Raw genomic sequence first — 21019 nt, 5'->3', positions numbered from 1 at the left:
CTGCTTGCCGCCTACCCTGCGCGCCTCATTCGCAGGATCGCGTTCATGACCTACCGCTCGAAAATTGCCTGGATCTTTCTACTGGGTTTTGCCCTGGACCTGGTGAACATGTTTGTCGCCACCGTCGCCTACCCGGACATCGCCCGCGAACTGCACGCCTCGGTCACGCAACTGGCGTGGATCAGCAATGCCTACATGCTCGGGCTGACGGTGATCATTCCCTTGAGTGTGTGGCTGGCGGCGCTCATGGGCGAGCGCACCCTGATCGCCACCAGCCTGCTGCTGTTTGCCGGGGCATCGGTGATGGTCGGCCAGGCCGGCTCCATCGACGCGTTGATTGGCTGGCGCGCTGTGCAGGGGCTCGGCGGCGGCTTGTTGATTCCGGTGGGGCAAGCCATGGCTTACCGACACTTTCCCGCGGCCGAGCGCAGCCAGTTGACGGCGCGGGTCATGTCGGTGGCATTGCTGGTACCGGCATTGTCTCCGGCGCTGGGTGGGGTAATTGTCGACAGCCTGTCCTGGCGCTGGATTTTCTACGCCAACCTGCCTCTGGCGCTGGTGACCCTGCTGCTGGCGCTGCTGTGGATAAAACCCGATGTGCCTTCCACCGTACGCCCGCCCCTGGACCTGGGCAGTATGTTCAAACAAGCCGCCAGCCCGATGCTGCGTGTGGCAATGCTGGTTTACCTGTGTATTCCGGGGGTATTTATCGGCACCAGCCTGATCGCCATCCTCTACGTGCGTGACCTGGGGTATGACTCCACCCAGACCGGCGTGCTCATGTTGCCGTGGGCACTGGCCTCGGCAGTGGCGATTTACTTGAGCAAAAAACTCTTCAATCGCTGCGGCCCGAAACCTTTGCTGCTGGCGGGCATGGTGCTGCAATGCGGCGGCATCCTGTTGCTCAACGAGCCGGCGCTGATCATTGCGGCCTACGTCTTGATGGGCCTGGGCGGCAGCCTGTGCAGCAGCACCGCGCAAACCCTGGCCTTTCTGGATATTCCCGCCGAGCGCATGGGCCACGCCAGCGCGTTGTGGAACATGAACCGGCAAGTGAGCTTCTGCGTCGGCGCCGCCTTGCTCAGTGCAGTACTGTCGACCTTGGATTCCTTCGCCATAACCTTCACGATAGCGGCAGCTCTGACCCTGTTGCCGCTTTTCGCAGTGTTGCGCCTGGATGCCTCCAGGATACGCACGCTGCTTCACCCTTGCAGCGAGCCTAACCATGATTGACTACAGCGATTTTTTTGAAGAAGTGATCCAGACTCATGTCGAGATTGAGCAGTGGTTTGCCGGTGTTGCGCCTGAGGGCACGCTGGAAAACCTGCTGGCACGCTTCTCACCGGAGTTCAGCATGGTCGCGCCGGCCACCGGCACGCGGGTCAACAGGGCCGGGGTTAATGCATTGTTCACGCGCCTGGGAGGGATGCGGCCGGGGTTGAAAATCACCTTGAGCGAAATGACCGGGATTGATCGTCATGCGCGGGGAGCCACGGTGACGTATCGCGAGCATCAGGTGGATGACAGCGGTACGCAAACGGATCGCCGCGCCACGGTTGTGTTCGAGAAGCAGGCCAGTGGTGCGCTGTTGTGGCGTCACTTGCATGAAACTTATGTAGCACCATGAAATAACCATTCGGCCAGATCCTACAGAAAACAGCGAACGGCCTGACATCATTACGAGGAAGCTATCCTCAGGCTCTCTCACCTCTGTCCAATCACAGGTGAAAGGATGCCGAGCGCTTTCCTGCGAAGCGGGGTGCCGGATGTGCACACCACGACTCGCCAGCGGCTAATCAGTCTGCTGGACCTGCCCAAACTCTATAGAACCATTGACGCTGACCCGGCCATCGTTGGGGCCGGCGTAGTGCATATCGGCAGTGATTATCAGGTGACGGTGCTGCGTGAGTTTGTGCCGTTGTGCAGTATCAGGCCCAAGCGGGTGATTCTGCGAGAAGTGACAGGCCCAATGATGACTGCTGATGAGTACGCGCATTGGGTGGCAAACTCACCACGCGAGTCGCAGATATGACGCGAAGCCGCGGGAATGGCCGTAGCATGCGGTGGGGCGGTGATTGGGATTATTGTTGCCAAGGCAGGCATCGCGTCAGCGCCCCTCAGCGCAGGTTCCAGCCTTGCAGTTACTTACATTGCTTATACAGCTGCAGCCTCCAGTGCTTTGCAATGTGGCAACGGCCTATGGCGAACCTACAAAGAACTAACCAATCCGTCTGACAACGATTATTACGACAGCCACAGTTGGTATCAGGCAATGACCGTAGCCTTGGACGGCATTTCGCTGGTGGGTGCGGGCAGCACGACGTTTGTTACGGTAAAGACCGTCATGACGATCAAAAATACGACAGGCCGCAACCTGACCGACATCTTGAGGCGCATGAGCCGCCAGGAACGTGCAAAGCTGACAAACGAAGTACTGCGCCTGCAGAACCCTCGTCATCCTCGCGAAATGATTCGGTTAAAGCAGCTGGCCGGAGCACTCCCCAAACGCTTCAGCAATACCCGGATACGCCAAGACCTTCTCACTCAACTCTCCGATCAGGTAGGTGCCGCTCTGGCGATTACTGGCAGCGGCCTGTCCGGGAATATCAACCCTATCCTTATCGGCATTTATGAAGAGTTCAACAGCCATGAACAATGACATCGATACCCTGCAGGCCCCCCGAACGTTAAGTCGTTACACCCGACGTTTTGCATTCACGGTGGGTATGGGGGTATCAATGAACTTAGTCAGCATTTCAGGCAACCTGTCACATAGCCTGTCGTATTACGCCCGAATAAATTATCTCCCTGGCGAATATGCGGTCGTGGCGGGCATGGCTCTGCTACTGGCAATGTGTATTGGCCTGGCCTTAGTGGCGGCAGGGTTTCGTTCGGGGCCTCCATTGCTTGTAGGCGTCGCGGCCCTGAACGCCTTGCTTTCGGCAGACTACTTGGGAAACAACCCAGTGACTATGTTTGCAGTATTTCCATTGTTTCAATCGCTGTTCTGCCTGCTGATCCTCAATACAAGAAACCACCGCCGCTTCGTCGGCATGCTGCGGGTCAAGCGTCGACGGAAAATCAGAGCCAACACACAAACCTGAGCCGGTGCCCAATCCGCCCCTCCCACATTTCAGTTTTGTGTTGGGTTGACGATCACAGTGCAGGTAATCCCGGCCGCCAACAGCACGCCCTCCGGCACTTCATCAATGTGAATCCGCACCGGCACACGCTGCGCCAACCTCACCCAGTTGAACGTCGGGTTCACATCGGCAATCAGCTCACGGCTCTCGGGGTTGTCGCGGTCGTAGATGCCACGGGAGATGCTTTCCACGTGACCCTTGAGTGTCTCGCCACTCATCAATTGCATATCGGCTTTATCCCCGACGTTGACGTGGGGCAGCTTGGTTTCTTCAAAGAAGCCATAGACCCAGAACGAATTCATATCCACCACAGCCATCTTCGCTTCACCGATACGCGCATAGTCGCCGCGATGCACGTTGAGGTTGGTGACGTAGCCATCCACTGCCGCCAGCACACGGGTACGTTTCAAGTTGAGTTCAGCGGCCTCCAGTTGCGCCAGGGCGTGCTGGTAATCGGCCAGGGCCGAGTCAGCGATATTACTGGCGTCGTCGCGGTTTTCCCTGGAGATCACCAGGGCGTCGAGGTCAGCGCGGCGGTGGGCGTTGAGCTTGCGCATCTCCCAGGTAGCCTTGCGTGAAGCCACCAGCGATTGCGCCTGCTTGACCGCGATGCGGTAGTGCTCGGGGTCGATCTGCATCAGCAGGTCGCCTTTTTTCACCAGTTGGTTATCGCGTACCGGCACGTCCACCACTTCGCCGGTAACGTCCGCCGCGACGTTGATGATGTCGGCGCGCACGCGGCCGTCGCGGGTCCATGGCGTTTGCATGTAGTGCACCCACAACGTGCGGCCAATCCAGATCGCGAGGGCCAGCACCAGCAAGGTCGCGAGCAGGCTGAAAAACTTTTTCATCGGGGCATTCTCAACGGTAGACGCTCAGCGCCAGGGCGCCGAACAGGCAAGCGAACAGGCTCAGGCGCAGCAACGCCGGGTGCCAGAAAAACCGATACAGGTCGAACCCGGCCAGGAAGCGATCAATCGCCCAGGCCAACACCGCGGCGATCAGGAACATCAGGGTCATGGTCGGCATATAGATGCCATGAAATGCGATTTCACGAGGCATTCGAGGCTCCTTTTAGGGCCGCCAGTGGGGATTGCGGGTCGAGCAGCGAAGTGCGGATAAAGTGCAGGTAGCTCTTCACCCGGCGCAGGGCTGAGGTATCGAAGTGCGGGGCGAAAGGTTCGTCGGTGGCCTGCACGCGGCTGATCGCATGGTCGACGGCGATCAAGCCGCGCTCCAGGTTGCTGGCGCTGGGTTGCAGGAACAAGCGCACCAGCGAACGGCCCATCACGCGGATTGCCTGGCGCCACGGCTGGGACTCGGCATAGGCCGGATGCACCGGCAGGATCGCCTGCTCCTTGCGCAACTCGATGATTGCGTGGCCGACCTCCAGCACCACGAACATCCAGCGCAGCAGGTCGCGTTGCACCTGCGGCTGGCCGGCCGCGAGGCCGTAAGCCTGATGCAGCAGGTCGCGGGTACGGCTTTCAAAACTCGACGCCAGGCCCTTGAGCTTGCCGCTGATCGCATACACCACCTGCTCACGCAGGTCCTGCTCCAGGCGGCGCCACAGCCAGCGGCTGTTGGGTGGCAGGATGATCGCCCCCGCCGCCGCGCACACCAACATGCCGATGACCATGGCGATGTAGTCGTTGATAAAGGTGTAAGGGTTGTAGACCGTGAGGTTGTCCGGCACCGAGCCGGTGCTGAAGAAAATCAACAGGCCCACGCCGACACCGGCGTACTGCGGGCGGGAGGAGAGGAAAGCACCGAAGATGATCACCGGTGCGAGCATCACGCACAGCAGCGGGAAGCCGTCGATCCAGGGGAACACGAAGAACATTTCGACAAAGCCGACCAAGGCGCCGATCAAGGTGCCGCAAGCCATCTGGAACGCCATGCGCTTGGGGTTGGGTGTGGCAGCGGAGAGGCCCACCGTGGCCGCCGCGATCAAGGTCATGGTCGCGCCGCTGGGCCAGGCGGTGGCTACCCAGTAACTGCCCAGCACGATCAGGATAAACGAGGCCCGCACCCCGGCGGCGGCGCAGGCCAGCCAGTTGGTTTTTGGTGTATAGGCTTCGTGCCAGTCTTCCCGCGCATGGCGGTGGTCAGCCAGGGACGCGTGGGTTTGCGCGTAGTTGTGCAGGTCGTCGACGAAGCGGTACAGCAGCTCGTAGGCGGTATGAAAGTCCAACTGCTCGGCTTCGGTCGGGTTACCGTCCTGGAAGCTCGCCCGCAGGCTGCGCACCTTGGCGGGCAGGTCGTCCTTGTAGGCGCTCAGTTGATTGACCAGGCGCGCGGCATCCGGACTGGTGAGGGCGCGACCGGAGAAGCTGTCGAGCACTTCGGCCAGGTCTTGCAGGCCGGGTTTGATCGCTGCGACCACATGATCGGCCTCATCGGCACGCAAGCGTTCAAGCAACTGGTGCAAGGCGTTGAAGCGCGTGGTGATGCTCATGAATTCGCTGTTGAGGCGACTGAGCCGCCCGTTGCGTCGGCGCATGTGCGGGTCCTCGAACACGGTGACGCTGCGCAGCCCTTCCAGGCCCACGGCTTCGGCGATAAAGCGCACGTTACTGGCCTCGAACCCTTCGCGTTGGCTGCGCCCGCGCAGGCCGTCGGTGACGAACAGCGCGAACACGCCAAAGCGCTGGTACAGCGCGTTGCGCATGGCGGCGCTGGAGGTCTGCGGCAGGATGGCGGCGCTGACCACTGTCGAGCACAGAATCCCCAGAGAGATTTCCAGCACCCGCCACACCGCTGCCATAAAGGCGCCGTCCGGGTGAGCCAGCGCCGGCAGGCCGACCATCGCGGCGGTGTAGCCGGCAAGCACAAACCCATAGGCGCGGAAGTTGCGGTTGCGCGTAGCGCCAGCGGTACAAATGCCCACCCAGATCGCCAGCGCGCCGAGGAACAGTTCGGTGTTCTGCGCAAACAAGGCGATCAACAGCACCATCACCGCCGAGCCCGCCAAGGTACCGAGGAAACGGTAGAAACTCTTGGCGAACACCTGGCCGCTCTGGGGCTGCATCACGATAAACACGGTGATCATCGCGGTGCGCGGTTGCGGCAGTTCCAGGCGCATCGCCAGCCACAGCGTGAGGAACGCGGCGACCAGTACCTTGAAGATATACACCCAGGTCACGCCGTCGCTGCGTGCCCAGTCGAAAAAGCCACGGCGCCACTCAAGGGAATGCAACCAGCGCAGCGGTGCAGGCAAGGAAGTCATCGAATCCTACTCAGTGGTCGAACACGGCAAGTGCCGCCGGGGTCTTGCTTGGAAGGGTCTTGGCATCCTGGGGCACATCGTTGCCGGCACCAAGGCCGCCGCCCAATGCCGTTACCAGTTCGGCATGGGCACTCAGGCGCGCCGCCTGCACCTGTTGCTCGACCTGTTGCTGACGGAACAGCAGGGTCTGGGCGTTGAGCACATTGAGGTAGTCGGTGAGGCCACGCTGGTAGGCGATCATGGCGATGTCGTAGGTCTTCTGCGCCGAGGCCACCGACTGCGCGGCGAAAGCCGACTGCTTGTCCATGGACTCGCGGCGGATCAACTGGTCGCTGATGCCCTTGAGCGCATTGACCAGCGTCTGGTTGTACTGGGCGACCGCGATGTCATAGCCGGCACTGGCTTCGCCCAATTGAGCACGCAGGCGGCCGCCATCAAAGATCGGCAAGGTGATCGCCGGACCGACGTTGTAGTTGAATTTCTTGCCGGCCAGGAACTCCAGCATACCGCCGCCCGTGGCCATGTAGCCGAGGCTGCCGACCAGGTCGACGTTGGGGTAGAAACCGGCGTGGGCCACATCGATGCCACGGGCCTGGGCCGCCACCTGCCAGCGGCTGGCGACCACATCCGGGCGTTGGCCGAGCAGTTGCGCAGGCAGGCTTGAGGGCAACTTCAATGGCGCGGCGAGGGCCAGGGTCGGGCGTTGCAACTGCGCACCCTCGCCCGGGCCTTTACCGGCCAGCGCCGCCAACTGGTTGCGGCTCAGGGCGATTTCCTCGTCCAGGGCATCCAGTTGGCGATGGGTTTCCGGCAGCGGGGTTTCGGCCTGGCTGACGTCGAAGTGGGTGCCGATCCCGGCGTTAAGGCGTTTGTTGGCCAGGTCGAGAATCTGCTGTTGCTGGGCCAGGGTGGCCGCGGCGATATCGCGGTCGGCGTAATGCAACGACAACTGGATATAGGCGCGCACCACGTTGTTCTGCAGTTCGAGCTGGGCCTGACGTGCTTCGGCAGCGCTCATGTGCGCCAGGTCGACCGCACGTTCGGTGCTGTTGCTTTCCCGCCCCCACAGGTCGAGGGCATAACTCAGACCCAGGGACGAGTTGTTATCCCAGGTGTTGGCGCCGCTCAATTCGCCGGGGCCGTAGAACTGATCTTTCGGCCAGTTGTGGCGCTTGAGGGTGGTATCGCTATTGATCTGCAACGACTCGGCCGACTCCGCAATCCCGGCCAGCGCCCGCGCTTGCCGCACGCGTGCGGCGGCCACGGCCAGGCTGGGACTGTTCTGGGTGGCGAGTTCGACCCAACGGTTGAGCTGCGGGTCGCCGTAGGCTTGCCACCATTGGGCGGTGGGCCAATGGGCGTCCTGGGAGGCGTCTTGAATGGCTTCATCGGTGGCCAGGGTATTGGCGTTGAGGGCCTGGCCTTGGGGAGCAATTCCTCCGGTTCCGATGCAACCGCTGATGGCTAACGATAAGGCCCAAACACTGAGAGTCTTCAGCTCTCTGCTGATGCGACGCGGCACGGCAAGCGAATTCCTGAGAGGTGTTGCGCAAGAGGTGGCGCAATTCTAGGCGGCGGCATGGAGGACGATAAGCTGGCATTCCTGTGAATCTTTGTTACCGTTCAGGCGATAATCCGTTGGTAGGGATCACTGGTCGGCGTAACTTTCTGTCACAATTTGTCATCTCCCTTGAGAACACTCCATGGACACTTTGCAAAACATGCGCGCTTTCAGTTGCGTGGCCGAAGCCGGCAGCTTCACCGCCGCCGCCGTGCAACTGGACACCACCACGGCCAATGTCTCGCGCGCGGTCTCCAACCTTGAGGCCCACCTGCAAACCCGCTTGCTCAACCGCACCACCCGGCGTATCGCGCTGACCGAGGCCGGTAAACGTTATTTGCTGCGTTGCGAGCAGATCCTCGCCTACGTCGAAGAAGCCGAGGCCGAGGCCAGCGACGCCCACGCCCGCCCTGCCGGGCAGCTCAAAGTGCACACCATGACCGGGATCGGCCAGCATTTCGTCATCGACGCGATTGCCCGTTACCGCCGCACCCACCCCGACGTGACCTTCGACCTGACCCTGGCCAACCGCGTACCGGACCTGCTCGACGAGGGCTACGACGTGTCCATCGTGCTGGCCAGTGAACTGCCGGACTCGGGTTTCGTGTCCCAGCGCCTGGGCATCACCTACAGCATTGCCTGTGCTTCCCCGGAATACGTCAAGGCCAAGGGCTGTGCACAGCGGCCGCAGGATTTGCTCAACCATGCGTGCCTGCGCCTGGTCAGCCCGGTGATCCAACTGGACAAATGGACCTTCAACGGGCCTGAAGGTCAGGAAAGCGTGGCGATCAACAGCTCGCCGTTCCTGGTCAACTCGGCCGACGCGATGAAAACCGCAATTACCAGCGGCATGGGCGTAGGCCTGCTGCCGGTGTATGCCGCCATCGAAGGGCTGCGCAACGGCACACTGGTGCGGGTGATGCCGACCTACCGCTCCCAGGAACTGAACCTGTACGCCATCTACCCTTCGCGCCAATACCTGGATGCGAAGATCAAGACCTGGGTGGAGTACCTGCGTGGTTCGTTGCCGGAAATTCTGGCGGCGCACCAGGCGGAGCTGGTGGCGTATGAATTGAGCGGTGGTTTAGGTGGTGCTCGCTTGAGTAATTGAGCCAGGCATGCGGTGACTGGTTTTGAACAGGTCACCGTATGCCTTGATAGGACGCATCATCTGACGGTGAAGGTCGTCCACTCAGAGGTTTCTTTGCCATCGATGAAGTAAAGACAAAGACCAAGCTCGTTTTTATGCAACTTTTCAATCTTTTGCTTGGGCACGGTAACAACGTAAGGTTTCACCTCTATCACTGTAACGGCCTCGTTATAGTCGCCATCCGAAGGCGTATTGCTGAACAAATATAAAACGAACTCCTGACCCTCCAGCATAGTGTCGTAATCCACCCCAACCTTCAGCCCCGTCCCAGGTACATGGTCGACGAACAACTCGCCATTGACGATCAATTCGATTGTGGGAGCCTGCGGCAAAGCCTCGTCAGGCTCGTTGCGTGTTTTACCAGCGGCTAAAAAATCCCTGATTCGCTTTATCTCATCGTCGATATTCATAAGAGTGATCTCCTGTTTAACAAAGGCATCAACCCAGCCTTGAAAAACGAGAATAGGCGCTCACGTATTGGCCGAACAGCTCGTAGTTTTCACAGTTGACAGGTATTAAAACCAATGGAAGAGAAGCAGGACCGATCAAAACCCTGCAAAATTCTTATCGGGAATGTTAGCGTGCTTGGCATTCTTCCGTAGTCGACGAGCCCGCCTGCCATGAAAAAGACTGTCCTGGCCTTCAGCCGCATCACCCCACCGATGATCGAACGCCTGCAACAGGATTTCGAGGTGATCGTGCCCAACCCCAAACTGGGTGATATCAACGCGCAGTTCAACGACGCCCTGCCCCATGCCCACGGCTTGATCGGCGTGGGCCGCAAGCTGGGCCGTGAACAGCTTGAAGGCGCGAGCAAGCTTGAAGTGGTGTCCAGTGTATCGGTGGGCTACGACAACTACGACGTGCCGTACTTCAACGAGCGCGGCATCATGCTGACCAACACCCCTGATGTACTCACCGAAAGCACTGCCGACCTGGCCTTTGCGTTGCTGATGAGCAGCGCACGCCGGGTGGCCGAGCTGGACGCCTGGACCAAGGCCGGTCAGTGGAAAGCCAGCGTCGGCGCGCCGTTGTTTGGCTGCGATGTACACGGCAAGACCCTGGGCATCGTCGGCCTGGGCAATATCGGCGCGGCCGTGGCCCGGCGTGGGCGCCTGGGTTTCAACATGCCGATCCTGTACAGCGGCAACAGCCGCAAGACCGCGCTGGAGCAAGAACTGGGCGCGCAGTTCCGTAGCCTGGACCAGTTGCTGGCCGAGGCGGATTTTGTCTGCCTGGTGGTGCCATTGAGCGACAAGACCCGTCACCTGATCAGCACGCGCGAATTAGGCCTGATGAAGTCCAGCGCGATCCTGATCAATATTTCCCGTGGGCCGGTGGTGGATGAACCGGCGCTGGTCGAAGCCCTGCAAACCCAGAAAATTCGCGGTGCCGGGCTGGATGTGTATGAAAAGGAACCGCTGGCCGAATCGCCGCTGTTCCAGTTGAGCAATGCCGTGACCCTGCCGCACGTCGGTTCGGCCACCGGTGAAACCCGCGAAGCCATGGCCAATCGTGCTTTGGATAACCTGCGCAGCGCACTGCTGGGCCAACGCCCGCAGGACCTGGTGAATCCCCAGGCCTGGAAAGGCTGATACATAACCCAATGTGGGAGGGGGCTTGCTCCCGATGGCGGTGGATCAGTTGTACATCTGCTGACTGACACGCCGATATCGGGAGCAAGCCCCCTCCCACATTAGCAGTGCCCGACACAAAATCCGGTTAAAGCCCAGGCCAGCCGAGTCGATAACCTTCCATAGATGATCGTCATCCCTGATCCACAGAAGGTTTTTATGTCCACCACCAAAGCCCGCGCAGACTCACTTTCGCTTCTGCTCTTTACCCTGCGCAGCGGCAAGCTGATGGCCATCAACCTGTTGAAAGTCAGTGAAATCATCCCCTGCCCGCCGCTGACCAAGCTGCCGGAGTCCCACCCGCACGTCAAAGGCATTGCCACCTTGCGCGGCACCTCGCTGTCGGTGATCGACTTGAGCCGCGCCCTCGGTGAAATGCCCTTGCAAGACCCGGACGGCGGCTGCCTGATCGTCACCGACGTCAGCCGTTCCAAGCAGGGTTTGCATGTGCAGGCAGTGAGCAAGATCGTGCATTGCCTGACCACCGACATCCGCCCGCCACCCTACGGCTCCGGGGGCAACCGTGCATTTATCACTGGGGTAACCCAAGTGGAAGGTGGCCTGGTACAGGTGCTGGATATCGAGAAAGTCATCCACGGCATCGCCCCGGCACCGATTGAAACGGCGCCGACCGACCTGACCATGGAAGAAGCCGAAGTGCTCGGCAACGCCCGCATCCTGGTGGTGGACGACAGCCAAGTGGCCTTGCAGCAGTCGGTACACACCCTGCGTAACCTTGGCCTGACCTGCCACACCGCGCGCAGCGCCAAGGAAGCCATCGATGTGTTGCTGGAACTGCAAGGCACGGGCGAGCAGATCAATGTGGTGGTGTCGGATATCGAGATGTCCGAGATGGACGGCTACGCCCTTACCCGCACCCTGCGCGAAACCCCGGATTTCAAGGACCTATACGTGCTGTTGCACACTTCCCTGGACAGCGCGATGAACAGCGAGAAAGCCCGCCTGGCCGGTGCCGATGCGGTGCTCACCAAGTTCTCCTCCCCGGAGCTGACCAAGTACCTGGTCATCGCCGCGCAAACCGTGGCACAAAAGGGCCTGTAAGCAGTGGCCGAGTATTTCCAGCTGCTGCGTCGCGACCTCACGGGCAGCCTGCCCGCCCCGCAGTGGCCAGCGAATACGCGGCTGGATCATTACCGGGATGAATTGGCCCCGGCGATCCATGCCGTGTTGCGCATGACTCAAGACCAGGGCGGAGGCCGTGTCGCCAGCCTGGATGAATGGCGCCGACAGTTCGTGACCGATGCCGAGTGCGACCCGACGTTGTGCCTGGTCGCCATTAACGCCGACGGCATTCTCGGTGTCGCCCAGTGCTGGACCAGCGCCTTCATCAAGAACCTTGCGATACATCCTTGCGCCCAGGGCCAGGGGCTGGGGCGCGCCTTGTTGCTGCACAGCTTTCAGGTGTTCAAGCAGCGCGGCGAACCTTATGTCGACCTCAAGGTGCTGGAAAGCAACCTGCGTGCCCGGCAACTGTATGAAAGTGCCGATATGAGATTTGTCCTGCGCGACACTGTGCCCAAGGGCTGACAACCCCTGGCGCATAACTTGCTTCCAGAGTGCCGAGCGGTCGATAGAGGTAAAAAACCCGTCACCCCTCAAGCGTGCCCTCTGACCTAGCCTGGTGACAGATCCGCCATGAACACTCAGTTTTCTTGCGTAGGTTGCGGCAAATGCTGCAGCGACCATCACGTCCCCCTGACCCTCGCAGAAGCCCGTAGCTGGGCGGCGGACGGCGGTAACGTCATCGTCCTGGTCGAGGGTTTCCTCGGCAACGGCCTGGGCCTGCGCCTGCAACAACGTGAACACGCCGAGCGCCGATCGGTGATGGTGCCCAGCGGCACTACCGAGGCGTTTGTGGCAATCACCTTTGCAGCCTATAACGCCGGACGCTGCCGGAATCTTGACGAAGACAACCTTTGCCGCATCTATGAACGACGCCCACTGGTGTGCCGGATCTACCCGATGGAGATCAACCCGCATATCCCGCTGAACCCGAGTGCCAAGGATTGCCCGCCAGAATCCTGGGAACAGGGCCCGGCTTTGATCGTCGGTGGCGAGTTAATGGACAAGGAACTGGCTGAACTGATCGGCCGCTCGCGCCAGGCCGACCGTGATGATGTACAAACCAAGGAAGCGGTGTGTGCGTTGCTCGGCATTCGTACCACAGCGCTCAAGGGCGACGGCTTTACCGCCTACCTGCCGGATATGCAGGCGTTTGCCCAAGCTGTCGAGCAGGCAGTGGTCCAGCCGAGCATGGCCAATGAATGGGTGTTCCATGTATCCGGTATGGACATCGCCGAACAACTGCTGGACGCCGGGGCGCAGATTGCCACCGAAGTGCCGGCCAACTATGCGTTTATCTCGTTGCGGGCTGCCTGACCGCCGACGGGGATTTGACTGAGTCTGCTCCCGCATTGAGATCTATCTCGATCATGGAGTGGCAGGCGCTACATCCAGACCATAGGGCTGGAGGATGCGTTGGTATTCGCCGTTTTGCATCAGCTGTTCAAGCGCATGGTTCAGCTCATTGCGCAGCGCGGTATCAGGTTTGCGTACCGCGATAGCCACGCTGTTGCCCAACAGGCCCGATGACACCACAGGCCCCAGGAAACCGAAGTCCAGGCCGTCGGCGGTGTCGAGCAGCGCCTCACGGATCTCCACGGCACCTTGCAAGGTCGCATCGATATCACCCGACACCAGGCTCTGAATCAGTTGATCGTTGAGCCAGAAACTTCTGATGATCACCCCCGCCGGTGCCCACTGCGAGAGCGCAAAGGCTTCACGATTACTCCTGACCAACACCCCCACGCGCTTGCCCTTGAGCGAGCGCCGGCCAGGGATCAAGCCTGAGCCTTTACGACCCACCAGGCGGGTGGTGATCGGGTAGAGGTCATCGGTAAAACTCACCCGTTGTCGGCGCCGACATGTCGGCGCCATACCCATGATCGCGTCGAACTGCCGGGCTTCGAGGGCCGGGAAATTTTCCATGACGACTTGGTCAACCCAGATACAGCGCACGTTGAGTTGTTCGCACAAGGCATTGCCCAGTTCGATGTTCAGCCCCACCAATTGCCCTTGCGGGTTGCGGCTCTGAAAGGGGGGAAAATGCGCGGCCACGGCGAAACGAATCTCGCGCCGCGGTTGAACGTCGCCCGCAACGGCAGTCGTCGAGAGCAAGAAGGCAAGCACTGCACAGAGGTGTATCAGGGCCACGGGAACGTCCTTTTCCGGAAAGCTTACTCACTTCGTCCCGATGGAGCGTCATCGGGACGAAGCAAACGCTGTGCAAGCTTTCAAGAATCGACCGCGGACCTACAAGTAGAAATATCGACAGGCGACGTAGGCAACAGCCTATAACGCGAGCTTCGATTTAGCCTTAACGTTTACCCATCGAACGGCGCGTGCCTGGAGGTGCCATGCCTGGGGTCTTGGTATGGCCGTTCTTGGCGCCGCCTTTGTACCAGGGCTGGCTGGCGTTTTTGGCGCCTGCCAGCTCACCCGGCTTGAAGGGGAACTTGAACGCCGGGATCTCGGCTTTTTCAGCACTGTCGGCGGTGGCCGAATCAACGAGGTCGGCCGCTTCAACAGGGGGTTGGGTGGGGGAAGTCATAGGGGCTCCGGCACAGCTATAGGTGTAAAAACGCGAGTATACGGGGCCGAGGCTGCCAGCAGTAACTTCAAGCGACAGGCTCACACAGCCTAACTGTCACGGCTGTCAGTTTGCCGTCACCGTGCTGACGGTGAAACAGCGCTATAAAGCAGCTTTCCAAACTCCAACATGCAGTTTGCGCCGGCGCCCTCCTATGCAGATCAAACGAAACATGGCCCTGATAGTGGGAGCCCTCCTGATACTGGCTGTCGCAGCCTGGGCATTGACCCGGCCGGTCAAAGCACGGCTGGCGGCGCCTACCGCCATTCCCGTGCGGGTGGTGAGCGTGACGCAACAAGATGTTCCGCGGTTTGTCAGCGGCATCGGCTCGGTGCTGTCGTTGCACAATGTGGTGATTCGCCCGCAGATCGACGGCATCCTCACCCGGTTGCTGGTCAAAGAAGGTCAGTCGGTGAAGGCCGGTGACCTGCTGGCGACCCTTGATGACCGCTCGATCCGCGCCAGCCTCGACCAGGCCAAGGCGCAACTGGGTGAAAGCCAGGCGCAGTTGCAAGTGGCACTGGTCAACCTCAAGCGCTACAAGGCACTGAGCATTGACGACGGCGTATCAAAGCAGACCTATGACCAGCAGCAGGCATTGGTGAACCAGCTCAGGGCCACCGTGCAAGGCAATCAGGCTGCGATTGATGCTGCTCAGGTACAACTTTCCTACACCCAGATTCGCTCTCCCGTCACAGGTCGCGTGGGCATTCGCAGTGTGGATGAAGGTAATTTCCTGCGCATGAGCGACACCCAGGGGTTGTTCTCCGTCACCCAGCTCGACCCGATCGCCGTTGAGTTCTCCCTGGCGCAGCAGATGCTGCCGACCCTGCAGGGTCTGATCGCGGCGCCAACCCCGGCCAGCGTCGACGCCTACCTGGGCGCCGATACCGACGGCGACACCGGCCACCTGCTCGGCGAAGGCCACCTGAGCCTGATCGACAACCAGATCAGCTCCACCACTGGCACCCTGCGGGCCAAGGCCGAGTTCAACAACCCTGCGCAAAAGCTGTGGCCGGGGCAACTGGTGACCATCAAGATCCAGACGGCCCTCGACAAGCATGTTCTAGTGGTACCACCGACCGTAGTACAGCGTGGGCTGGACGCGCACTTCGTGTACCGGGTCAACGGTAATAAAGCAGAAGTGGTGCCGGTACAGGTTGCGTATCAGGACAGCGAGATCAACATCATCACCGGCGTGCAGGCCGGGGACGTGCTGGTCAGCGACGGTCAGTCGCGGCTCAAGGCCGGCGCCCAGGTGGAAGTACTCAAGGAGCCACCACAGGTGATCCAGACCGCTGACGCCACGGTGCAACCATGAGCGGCAGCCGTTCGCCCTCGGCCTGGTGCGTTGATCACCCGGTCGCCACCCTGTTGTTGACGTTTGCCTTGGTACTGCTGGGGGTCATCGCCTTCCCACGCCTGTCCATCGCCCCGTTGCCGGAAGCGGAATTTCCGACGATCCAGGTCACCGCGCAACTGCCCGGTGCCAGCCCCGACACCATGGCCTCATCAGTGGCCACGCCCCTGGAGGTGCAATTCAGTGCCATCCCCGGCGTGACCCAGATGACCTCCAGCAGCGCCTTGGGCTCAAGTCTTTTGACGTTGCAGTTCACCCTGGAAAAAAGCATCGACACCGCCGCCCAGGAAGTCCAGGCCGCGATCAACACCGCCTCCGGCAAGCTGCCCAGCGATATGCCGAACTTGCCGACCTGGAGAAAGGTCAACCCGGCCGACAGCCCGGTGCTGATCCTCAGCGTCAGTTCAGGCAGCATGCCCAGCACCGAGCTGAGTGATTACGTGGAAACCCTGCTGGCGCGCCAGATCAGCCAGATCGACGGCGTCGGCCAGATCAACATCACCGGCCAGCAACGCCCGGCGATTCGCGTGCAGGCCTCCCCCGACAAACTCGCGGCCATCGGCCTGACCCTCGCCGACATACGCCTGGCCATTCAGCAGTCGAGCCTCAACTTGGCCAAGGGCGCGATCTATGGCGAGAACAGCGTCTCGACTCTGTCGACCAACGACCAGCTGTTTCACCCCGAAGACTACGGCCAGTTGATCGTTTCCTACAAAGACGGCGCACCGGTTCAACTGCGCGATATCGCCAACGTCATCAATGGTTCGGAAAACGCCTACGTGCAAGCCTGGTCCGGCGATACGCCAGGGGTCAACCTGGTGATTTCGCGTCAGCCCGGCGCCAACATCGTCGAAACCGTCGACCGCATCCAGGCCGAACTGCCGCGCCTGCAAGGCATGTTGCCGGCCTCGGTGCAGGTCAGCGTATTGACCGACCGCACCAAGACCATCCGCGCCTCCCTGCATGAAGTGGAAATGACCCTGCTGATCGCCATCCTGCTGGTGGTGGCGGTGATGGCGCTGTTTTTGCGCCAGCTCTCGGCGACACTGATTGTGTCGGCCGTGCTGGGTGTATCGCTGGTGGCCAGTTTTGCCCTGATGTACGTGATGGGGTTCAGCCTGAACAACCTGACCCTGGTCGCTATCGTGATCGCCGTGGGCTTCGTGGTGGACGATGCGATTGTGGTGGTGGAGAACATCCATCGGCACCTGGAGGCCGGCCTGGGCCAGCGCGAAGCGGCGATCAAGGGGGCCGGCGAAATCGGCTTTACCGTGGTGTCCATCAGCTTCTCGCTGGTGGCGGCGTTTATTCCGCTGCTGTTCATGGGCGGCGTGGTCGGGCGGTTGTTCAAGGAATTCGCGCTGACGGCCACCTCCACCATCCTGATTTCGGTGGTGGTTTCGCTGACATTGGCACCTACCCTGGCCGCCTTGTTCATGCGCGCACCGAGCCATCCTGCCCACGCCAAACCCACCTTCAGCGAGCGCCTGCTGGCCGGCTACGCGCGCAACCTGCGCCGGGCACTGGCGCACCAACGCAGCATGGCGGCGATCTTCGTGGTGACCCTGGCCCTGGCCGTGGTCGGTTATGTGTTTATCCCCAAGGGTTTCTTCCCGGTGCAGGACACCGGTTTCGTGCTCGGCACCAGCGAGGCGGCGGCCGATGTGTCCTACAAGGACATGGTCGCCAAGCACAAGGCCCTGGCGGACATCGTCAAGGCCGACCCGGCGGTGCAGGCGTTTTCCCACTCGGTGGGCGTCACCGGCAGCAACCAGACCATCGCCAACGGGCGCTTCTGGATTGCCTTGAAAGATCGCGGTGATCGCGACGTGTCCGCCAGCCAGTTCATCGACCGCCTGCGCCCGCAACTGGCGAAGGTGCCCGGTATCGTGCTGTACCTGCGCGCCGGCCAGGACATCAACTTGAGTTCCGGCCCCAGCCGCGCCCAGTACCAATACGTGCTCAAGAGCAACGACGGCCCGACGCTCAACACCTGGACCCAACGCCTCACCGAGAAACTGCGCAGCAACCCGGCGTTTCGTGACCTGTCCAACGACCTGCAACTGGGCGGCAGCATTACCCACATCAACATCGACCGCCAGGCCGCGGCCCGCTTCGGCCTGACCGCCACCGATGTCGACCAGGCGCTGTACGACGCCTTCGGCCAGCGCCAGATCAACGAGTTTCAGACCGAGATCAACCAGTACCAGGTGATACTCGAACTGGACAGCCAGCAACGCGGCAAGGCCGAAAGCCTCAACTACTTTTACCTGCGCTCGCCGCTGACCAACGAAATGGTGCCGCTGTCGGCACTGGCCAGGGTCGAGCCGCCCAGCGTGGGGCCGTTGTCCATCAGCCATGACGGCATGTTCCCCGCCGCCAACCTGTCGTTCAACCTGGCGCCCGGCGTGGCCCTGGGCGACGCGGTGATCATGCTCGACCAGGCCAAGAGCGACATCGGTATGCCGAGCACCCTCATCGGCAACTTCCAGGGCGCGGCCCAGGCGTTCCAGAGTTCGCTGGCAAGCCAACCGTGGCTGATCCTCGCGGCGCTGGTGGCGGTGTACATCATCCTGGGTGTGCTGTACGAGAGTTTCGTGCACCCACTGACGATCATTTCCACCTTGCCCTCGGCGGGCCTGGGGGCGCTGATCATGCTGTGGCTGCTGGGCCAGGACTTTTCGATCATGGCCTTGATCGGCCTGGTGTTGCTGATCGGCATCGTCAAGAAAAACGGCATTTTGATGATCGACTTTGCACTGGAGGCCCAGCGCACGCGCGGGCTGACGCCGGAGGATGCAATTTATGAAGCCTGCGTCACGCGGTTCCGACCGATCATCATGACCACCCTCGCCGCCCTGCTCGGCGCGGTGCCCTTGATGCTGGGCTCGGGCCCGGGGGCGGAACTGCGTCAACCGCTGGGCATTGCGGTGGTGGGAGGCTTGCTGGTGAGCCAGGCGCTGACGCTGTTCACGACTCCGGTCATATACTTGTACCTTGAACGGACTTTCCACAGGCCCAAACCAGCGCTGGCGCTGGCGACCACACACTGAGGCGGTCATGCGCGTCCTGATTATTGAAGATGAAGAGAAAACCGCAGACTACCTGCACCGTGGCCTGACAGAGCAAGGCTACACCGTCGATGTGGCACGCGAAGGCGTCGAGGGCCTGCACCTGGCGCTGGAGAATGAATACGCGGTGATCGTGCTCGACGTGATGCTCCCCGGCCTGGACGGCTTTGGCGTATTGCGGGCGTTGCGCGCCCGCAAGCAGACGCCGGTGATCATGCTCACCGCCCGCGAGCGCGTGGAGGACCGCATTCGCGGCCTGCGTGAGGGCGCCGATGATTACCTTGGCAAGCCGTTTTCGTTTCTTGAGCTGGTGGCGCGCCTGCAAGCCCTGACCCGCCGCAGCGGCGGCCATGAGCCGGTGCAGGTAACCGTCGCCGACCTGTGGATCGACTTGATCAGCCGCAAGGCCAGTCGCAACGGTGTACGCCTGGACCTGACCGCCAAGGAGTTCTCGCTGCTCAGCGTGTTGGCGCGTCGCCAGGGAGAAATCCTGTCCAAGACCGCGATTGCCGAGATGGTCTGGGACATCAATTTCGACAGCGATGCCAACGTGGTGGAAGTGGCGATCAAGCGCCTGCGCGCCAAGCTCGACGGGCCGTTCGAACACAAGCTGCTGCACACCATTCGCGGCATGGGCTATGTGCTGGAGAACCGCAGTGTCGGCTAACTCCATCGCCCTGCGCCTGAGCGGCATGTTCACCCTGGTGGCGCTGCTGATCTTCGTGTTGATCGGCGGCGCGCTGTACCAGCAGGTGGATCGCGGCCTGGGGTTGTTGCCGGGCGCCGAACTGGATGCGCGCTACAGCGTGCTGGAATCGTCGGTGAACCGCTTCGGCACGCCGGAGCATTGGGTCAAGATAAAGTCCAAGCTCAAGCTGCTGGGGGAAGAGGACAAGCGCATTCGATTCTGGGTGGTCAGCAGCGACCCGAGCTATGAATATGGCGAGCCGGACGCGCAAATCCGCGCCTTTGCACAGGGCCCGACGGGCAAGCGCGACCTGCGCCTGCCCGGCCACGCTTATCCGTTCAAGGTGCTGGTCAGCCAGTTTGCGGCCAAGGACCAGCGCCCGGCGTTGCGCTTTATAATCGCCATCGACACCGAAAACTTCCGCGCCACCCAGCATCATTTGCTGGTGGCGTTGATCAGCCTGGCAATGGTGGGTGTGGTCATGGCCGCGCTGCTGGGTTTCTGGGTTGCGCGCATCGGCTTGAAGCCACTGGAAAAGCTCTCCGACGAAGCGCGCAAACTCGCCCCGCCCAAACTCTCGGGGCGCTTGAAATTGTCACCGCTGCCGCCGGAGTTGAGCCTGTTCGTCAATTCGTTCAATGCCACTCTCGACCGCGTGGAACAAGCCTACTCGCGCCTGGAATCGTTCAACGCCGACGTGGCCCATGAACTGCGCTCGCCGCTGACCAACCTGATCGGCCAGACCCAAGTCGCACTGACACGCGGGCGTTCGGCCGAGCACTATTTCGAGGTGTTGCAATCGAACCTGGAAGAGCTGGAACGGCTGCGCTCGATCATCAACGACATGCTGTTCCTCGCCAGCGCCGACCAGGGCAGCAAAGCCACCAAGCTGATCGAATGCTCACTGGCCGATGAAGTGGCCACCACCCTCGACTATCTGGACTTCATCCTCGAAGACGCTCAGGTGCGGGTGCGGGTGCACGGCGACGCCCGGGTGCATATCGAAAAGGCCCACCTGCGGCGTGCGCTGATCAACCTGCTGAGCAATGCCGTGCAACATACCGCGCCCGGACAGGTTATCAACGTGCACATCCAGGTGCAGGGGCAACAGGTAGCGATTGGCGTGACCAACCCGGGCGAGGCGATCGCCAGCGAACACTTGCCACGCCTGTTCGAACGTTTCTACCGGGTGGATGCATCACGCAGCAACAGCGGGGCCAATCACGGGCTGGGGCTGGCGATCGTCAAGGCGATTGCGTTGATGCATGGCGGGGATGTGTTTGTGCGCAGCGAAGGCGGTGGCAATACCTTTGGTATCACCCTTCCGGTCTAAACAACTCGGTCAAAAATGTGGGAGCTGGCTTGCCTGCGATAGCATCACCCCGGTGCGCCTGGCATACCGAGGTGTCTGCATCGCAGGCAAGCCAGCTCCCACAGAAGATCCTATCGCCCACACTGTTGCGATTTGGGCAATAGTTATTATCTTGTTACACTCTGTATCGCACCGCTCGCC

At 61.1% G+C, this 21019-nt stretch carries 21 protein-coding genes; 14 read left to right on the top strand and 7 right to left on the bottom strand.

Going from position 1 to position 21019, the window contains the following annotated elements:
* Nucleotides 1-45 precede the first annotated feature (45 nt).
* The 5 genes from E4O97_RS05550 (at nucleotide 46) to E4O97_RS05530 (ending at nucleotide 3104) form a co-directional block, all read left to right on the top strand.
* Nucleotides 46-1233 (top strand): MFS transporter, encoded by a 1188-nt coding sequence (locus tag E4O97_RS05550; RefSeq protein WP_248160931.1) that lies wholly within the window; start codon nucleotides 46-48, stop codon nucleotides 1231-1233.
* Complete coding sequence (locus E4O97_RS05545) at nucleotides 1226-1627, top strand: nuclear transport factor 2 family protein (protein WP_078820323.1); 402 nt, start codon at nucleotides 1226-1228, stop codon at nucleotides 1625-1627. Before E4O97_RS05550 ends, E4O97_RS05545 begins: the two co-directional genes overlap by 8 nt.
* Nucleotides 1628-1732: 105 nt before the next feature.
* Nucleotides 1733-2032, top strand: coding sequence for a hypothetical protein (locus E4O97_RS05540; RefSeq protein WP_248160930.1), 300 nt, complete (start codon nucleotides 1733-1735; stop codon nucleotides 2030-2032).
* A 39-nt stretch (nucleotides 2033-2071) separates the two neighbouring features.
* Complete coding sequence (locus E4O97_RS05535; RefSeq protein WP_248160929.1) at nucleotides 2072-2659, top strand: hypothetical protein; 588 nt, start codon at nucleotides 2072-2074, stop codon at nucleotides 2657-2659.
* Nucleotides 2649-3104: a hypothetical protein gene (locus tag E4O97_RS05530; protein ID WP_248160928.1), complete on the top strand. Its 456-nt coding sequence runs from the start codon at nucleotides 2649-2651 to the stop codon at nucleotides 3102-3104. The genes E4O97_RS05535 and E4O97_RS05530 overlap by 11 nt, the downstream gene beginning before the upstream one ends.
* Nucleotides 3105-3133: 29 nt before the next feature.
* Here E4O97_RS05530 and E4O97_RS05525 read toward each other — a convergent pair whose 3' ends face one another.
* The 4 genes from E4O97_RS05525 to E4O97_RS05510 are packed head-to-tail and all read right to left on the bottom strand — an operon-like array spanning nucleotide 3134 to nucleotide 7894.
* Entirely contained in the window at nucleotides 3134-3994 is an 861-nt protein-coding gene (locus E4O97_RS05525; RefSeq protein WP_032877703.1) for an HlyD family secretion protein, read from the bottom strand.
* A gap of 10 nt (nucleotides 3995-4004) precedes the next feature.
* The gene (locus E4O97_RS05520; protein WP_046070983.1) at nucleotides 4005-4205 is read right to left on the bottom strand and encodes a DUF1656 domain-containing protein; all 201 of its coding nucleotides are present in this window, start codon (nucleotides 4203-4205) and stop codon (nucleotides 4005-4007) included.
* A complete protein-coding gene (locus E4O97_RS05515; RefSeq protein WP_248128063.1) occupies nucleotides 4195-6372 on the bottom strand; it encodes an FUSC family protein in 2178 nt (725 codons plus the stop codon). Before E4O97_RS05515 ends, E4O97_RS05520 begins: the two co-directional genes overlap by 11 nt.
* A 10-nt stretch (nucleotides 6373-6382) precedes the next feature.
* Nucleotides 6383-7894 carry an efflux transporter outer membrane subunit gene (locus E4O97_RS05510; RefSeq protein ID WP_248160927.1) on the bottom strand — a complete coding sequence of 504 codons (1512 nt, stop codon included), beginning with the start codon at nucleotides 7892-7894 and terminating at the stop codon, nucleotides 6383-6385.
* Between the two features lie 181 nt (nucleotides 7895-8075).
* On the opposite strand from E4O97_RS05510, the gene E4O97_RS05505 reads away from it, so the two are divergent.
* Nucleotides 8076-9044, top strand: a complete 969-nt coding sequence (locus tag E4O97_RS05505) for a LysR family transcriptional regulator (protein ID WP_032877708.1) — start codon at nucleotides 8076-8078, stop codon at nucleotides 9042-9044.
* A 56-nt stretch (nucleotides 9045-9100) separates the two neighbouring features.
* Here the strand turns inward: E4O97_RS05505 and E4O97_RS05500 are convergent, their stop codons facing one another.
* Complete coding sequence (locus E4O97_RS05500; protein ID WP_248128062.1) at nucleotides 9101-9493, bottom strand: hypothetical protein; 393 nt, start codon at nucleotides 9491-9493, stop codon at nucleotides 9101-9103.
* 210 nt (nucleotides 9494-9703) lie between these two features.
* On the opposite strand from E4O97_RS05500, the gene E4O97_RS05495 reads away from it, so the two are divergent.
* The 4 genes from E4O97_RS05495 (at nucleotide 9704) to E4O97_RS05480 (ending at nucleotide 13117) form a co-directional block, all read left to right on the top strand.
* Nucleotides 9704-10678, top strand: a complete 975-nt coding sequence (locus E4O97_RS05495; RefSeq protein ID WP_216090763.1) for a D-glycerate dehydrogenase — start codon at nucleotides 9704-9706, stop codon at nucleotides 10676-10678.
* A 198-nt stretch (nucleotides 10679-10876) separates the two neighbouring features.
* Nucleotides 10877-11779, top strand: coding sequence for a chemotaxis protein (locus E4O97_RS05490; protein ID WP_005784972.1), 903 nt, complete (start codon nucleotides 10877-10879; stop codon nucleotides 11777-11779).
* 3 nt (nucleotides 11780-11782) lie between these two features.
* Nucleotides 11783-12265: a GNAT family N-acetyltransferase gene (locus E4O97_RS05485; RefSeq protein ID WP_032877712.1), complete on the top strand. Its 483-nt coding sequence runs from the start codon at nucleotides 11783-11785 to the stop codon at nucleotides 12263-12265.
* 108 nt (nucleotides 12266-12373) lie between these two features.
* On the top strand, nucleotides 12374-13117 hold the full coding sequence (locus tag E4O97_RS05480) for a YkgJ family cysteine cluster protein (RefSeq protein WP_216090761.1): 744 nt from the start codon (nucleotides 12374-12376) through the stop codon (nucleotides 13115-13117).
* Between the two features lie 51 nt (nucleotides 13118-13168).
* Here the strand turns inward: E4O97_RS05480 and E4O97_RS05475 are convergent, their stop codons facing one another.
* Nucleotides 13169-13951, bottom strand: coding sequence for a transporter substrate-binding domain-containing protein (locus E4O97_RS05475; protein WP_078820316.1), 783 nt, complete (start codon nucleotides 13949-13951; stop codon nucleotides 13169-13171).
* A gap of 163 nt (nucleotides 13952-14114) precedes the next feature.
* Nucleotides 14115-14348: a hypothetical protein gene (locus tag E4O97_RS05470; RefSeq protein ID WP_005784964.1), complete on the bottom strand. Its 234-nt coding sequence runs from the start codon at nucleotides 14346-14348 to the stop codon at nucleotides 14115-14117.
* Nucleotides 14349-14541: 193 nt separating this feature from the next.
* On the opposite strand from E4O97_RS05470, the gene E4O97_RS05465 reads away from it, so the two are divergent.
* From E4O97_RS05465 to E4O97_RS05450, 4 genes are read left to right on the top strand one after another with little or no spacing between them, the layout of a single operon-like run.
* Complete coding sequence (locus tag E4O97_RS05465) at nucleotides 14542-15708, top strand: efflux RND transporter periplasmic adaptor subunit (protein ID WP_248160926.1); 1167 nt, start codon at nucleotides 14542-14544, stop codon at nucleotides 15706-15708.
* A complete protein-coding gene (locus E4O97_RS05460) occupies nucleotides 15705-18800 on the top strand; it encodes a multidrug efflux RND transporter permease subunit (protein WP_216090759.1) in 3096 nt (1031 codons plus the stop codon). Before E4O97_RS05465 ends, E4O97_RS05460 begins: the two co-directional genes overlap by 4 nt.
* A 7-nt stretch (nucleotides 18801-18807) precedes the next feature.
* Nucleotides 18808-19485 carry a heavy metal response regulator transcription factor gene (locus E4O97_RS05455; RefSeq protein ID WP_005784958.1) on the top strand — a complete coding sequence of 226 codons (678 nt, stop codon included), beginning with the start codon at nucleotides 18808-18810 and terminating at the stop codon, nucleotides 19483-19485.
* Entirely contained in the window at nucleotides 19475-20839 is a 1365-nt protein-coding gene (locus E4O97_RS05450) for a heavy metal sensor histidine kinase (RefSeq protein ID WP_248160925.1), read from the top strand. The genes E4O97_RS05455 and E4O97_RS05450 overlap by 11 nt, the downstream gene beginning before the upstream one ends.
* Nucleotides 20840-21019: the final 180 nt, after the last annotated feature.

Source organism: Pseudomonas sp. W15Feb34 (assembly GCF_023127765.1).
In the GTDB taxonomy this organism is placed as follows: Bacteria; Pseudomonadota; Gammaproteobacteria; order Pseudomonadales; family Pseudomonadaceae; genus Aquipseudomonas; species Aquipseudomonas synxantha_A.
This window is presented reverse-complemented; position numbering and strand designations above follow the sequence as displayed.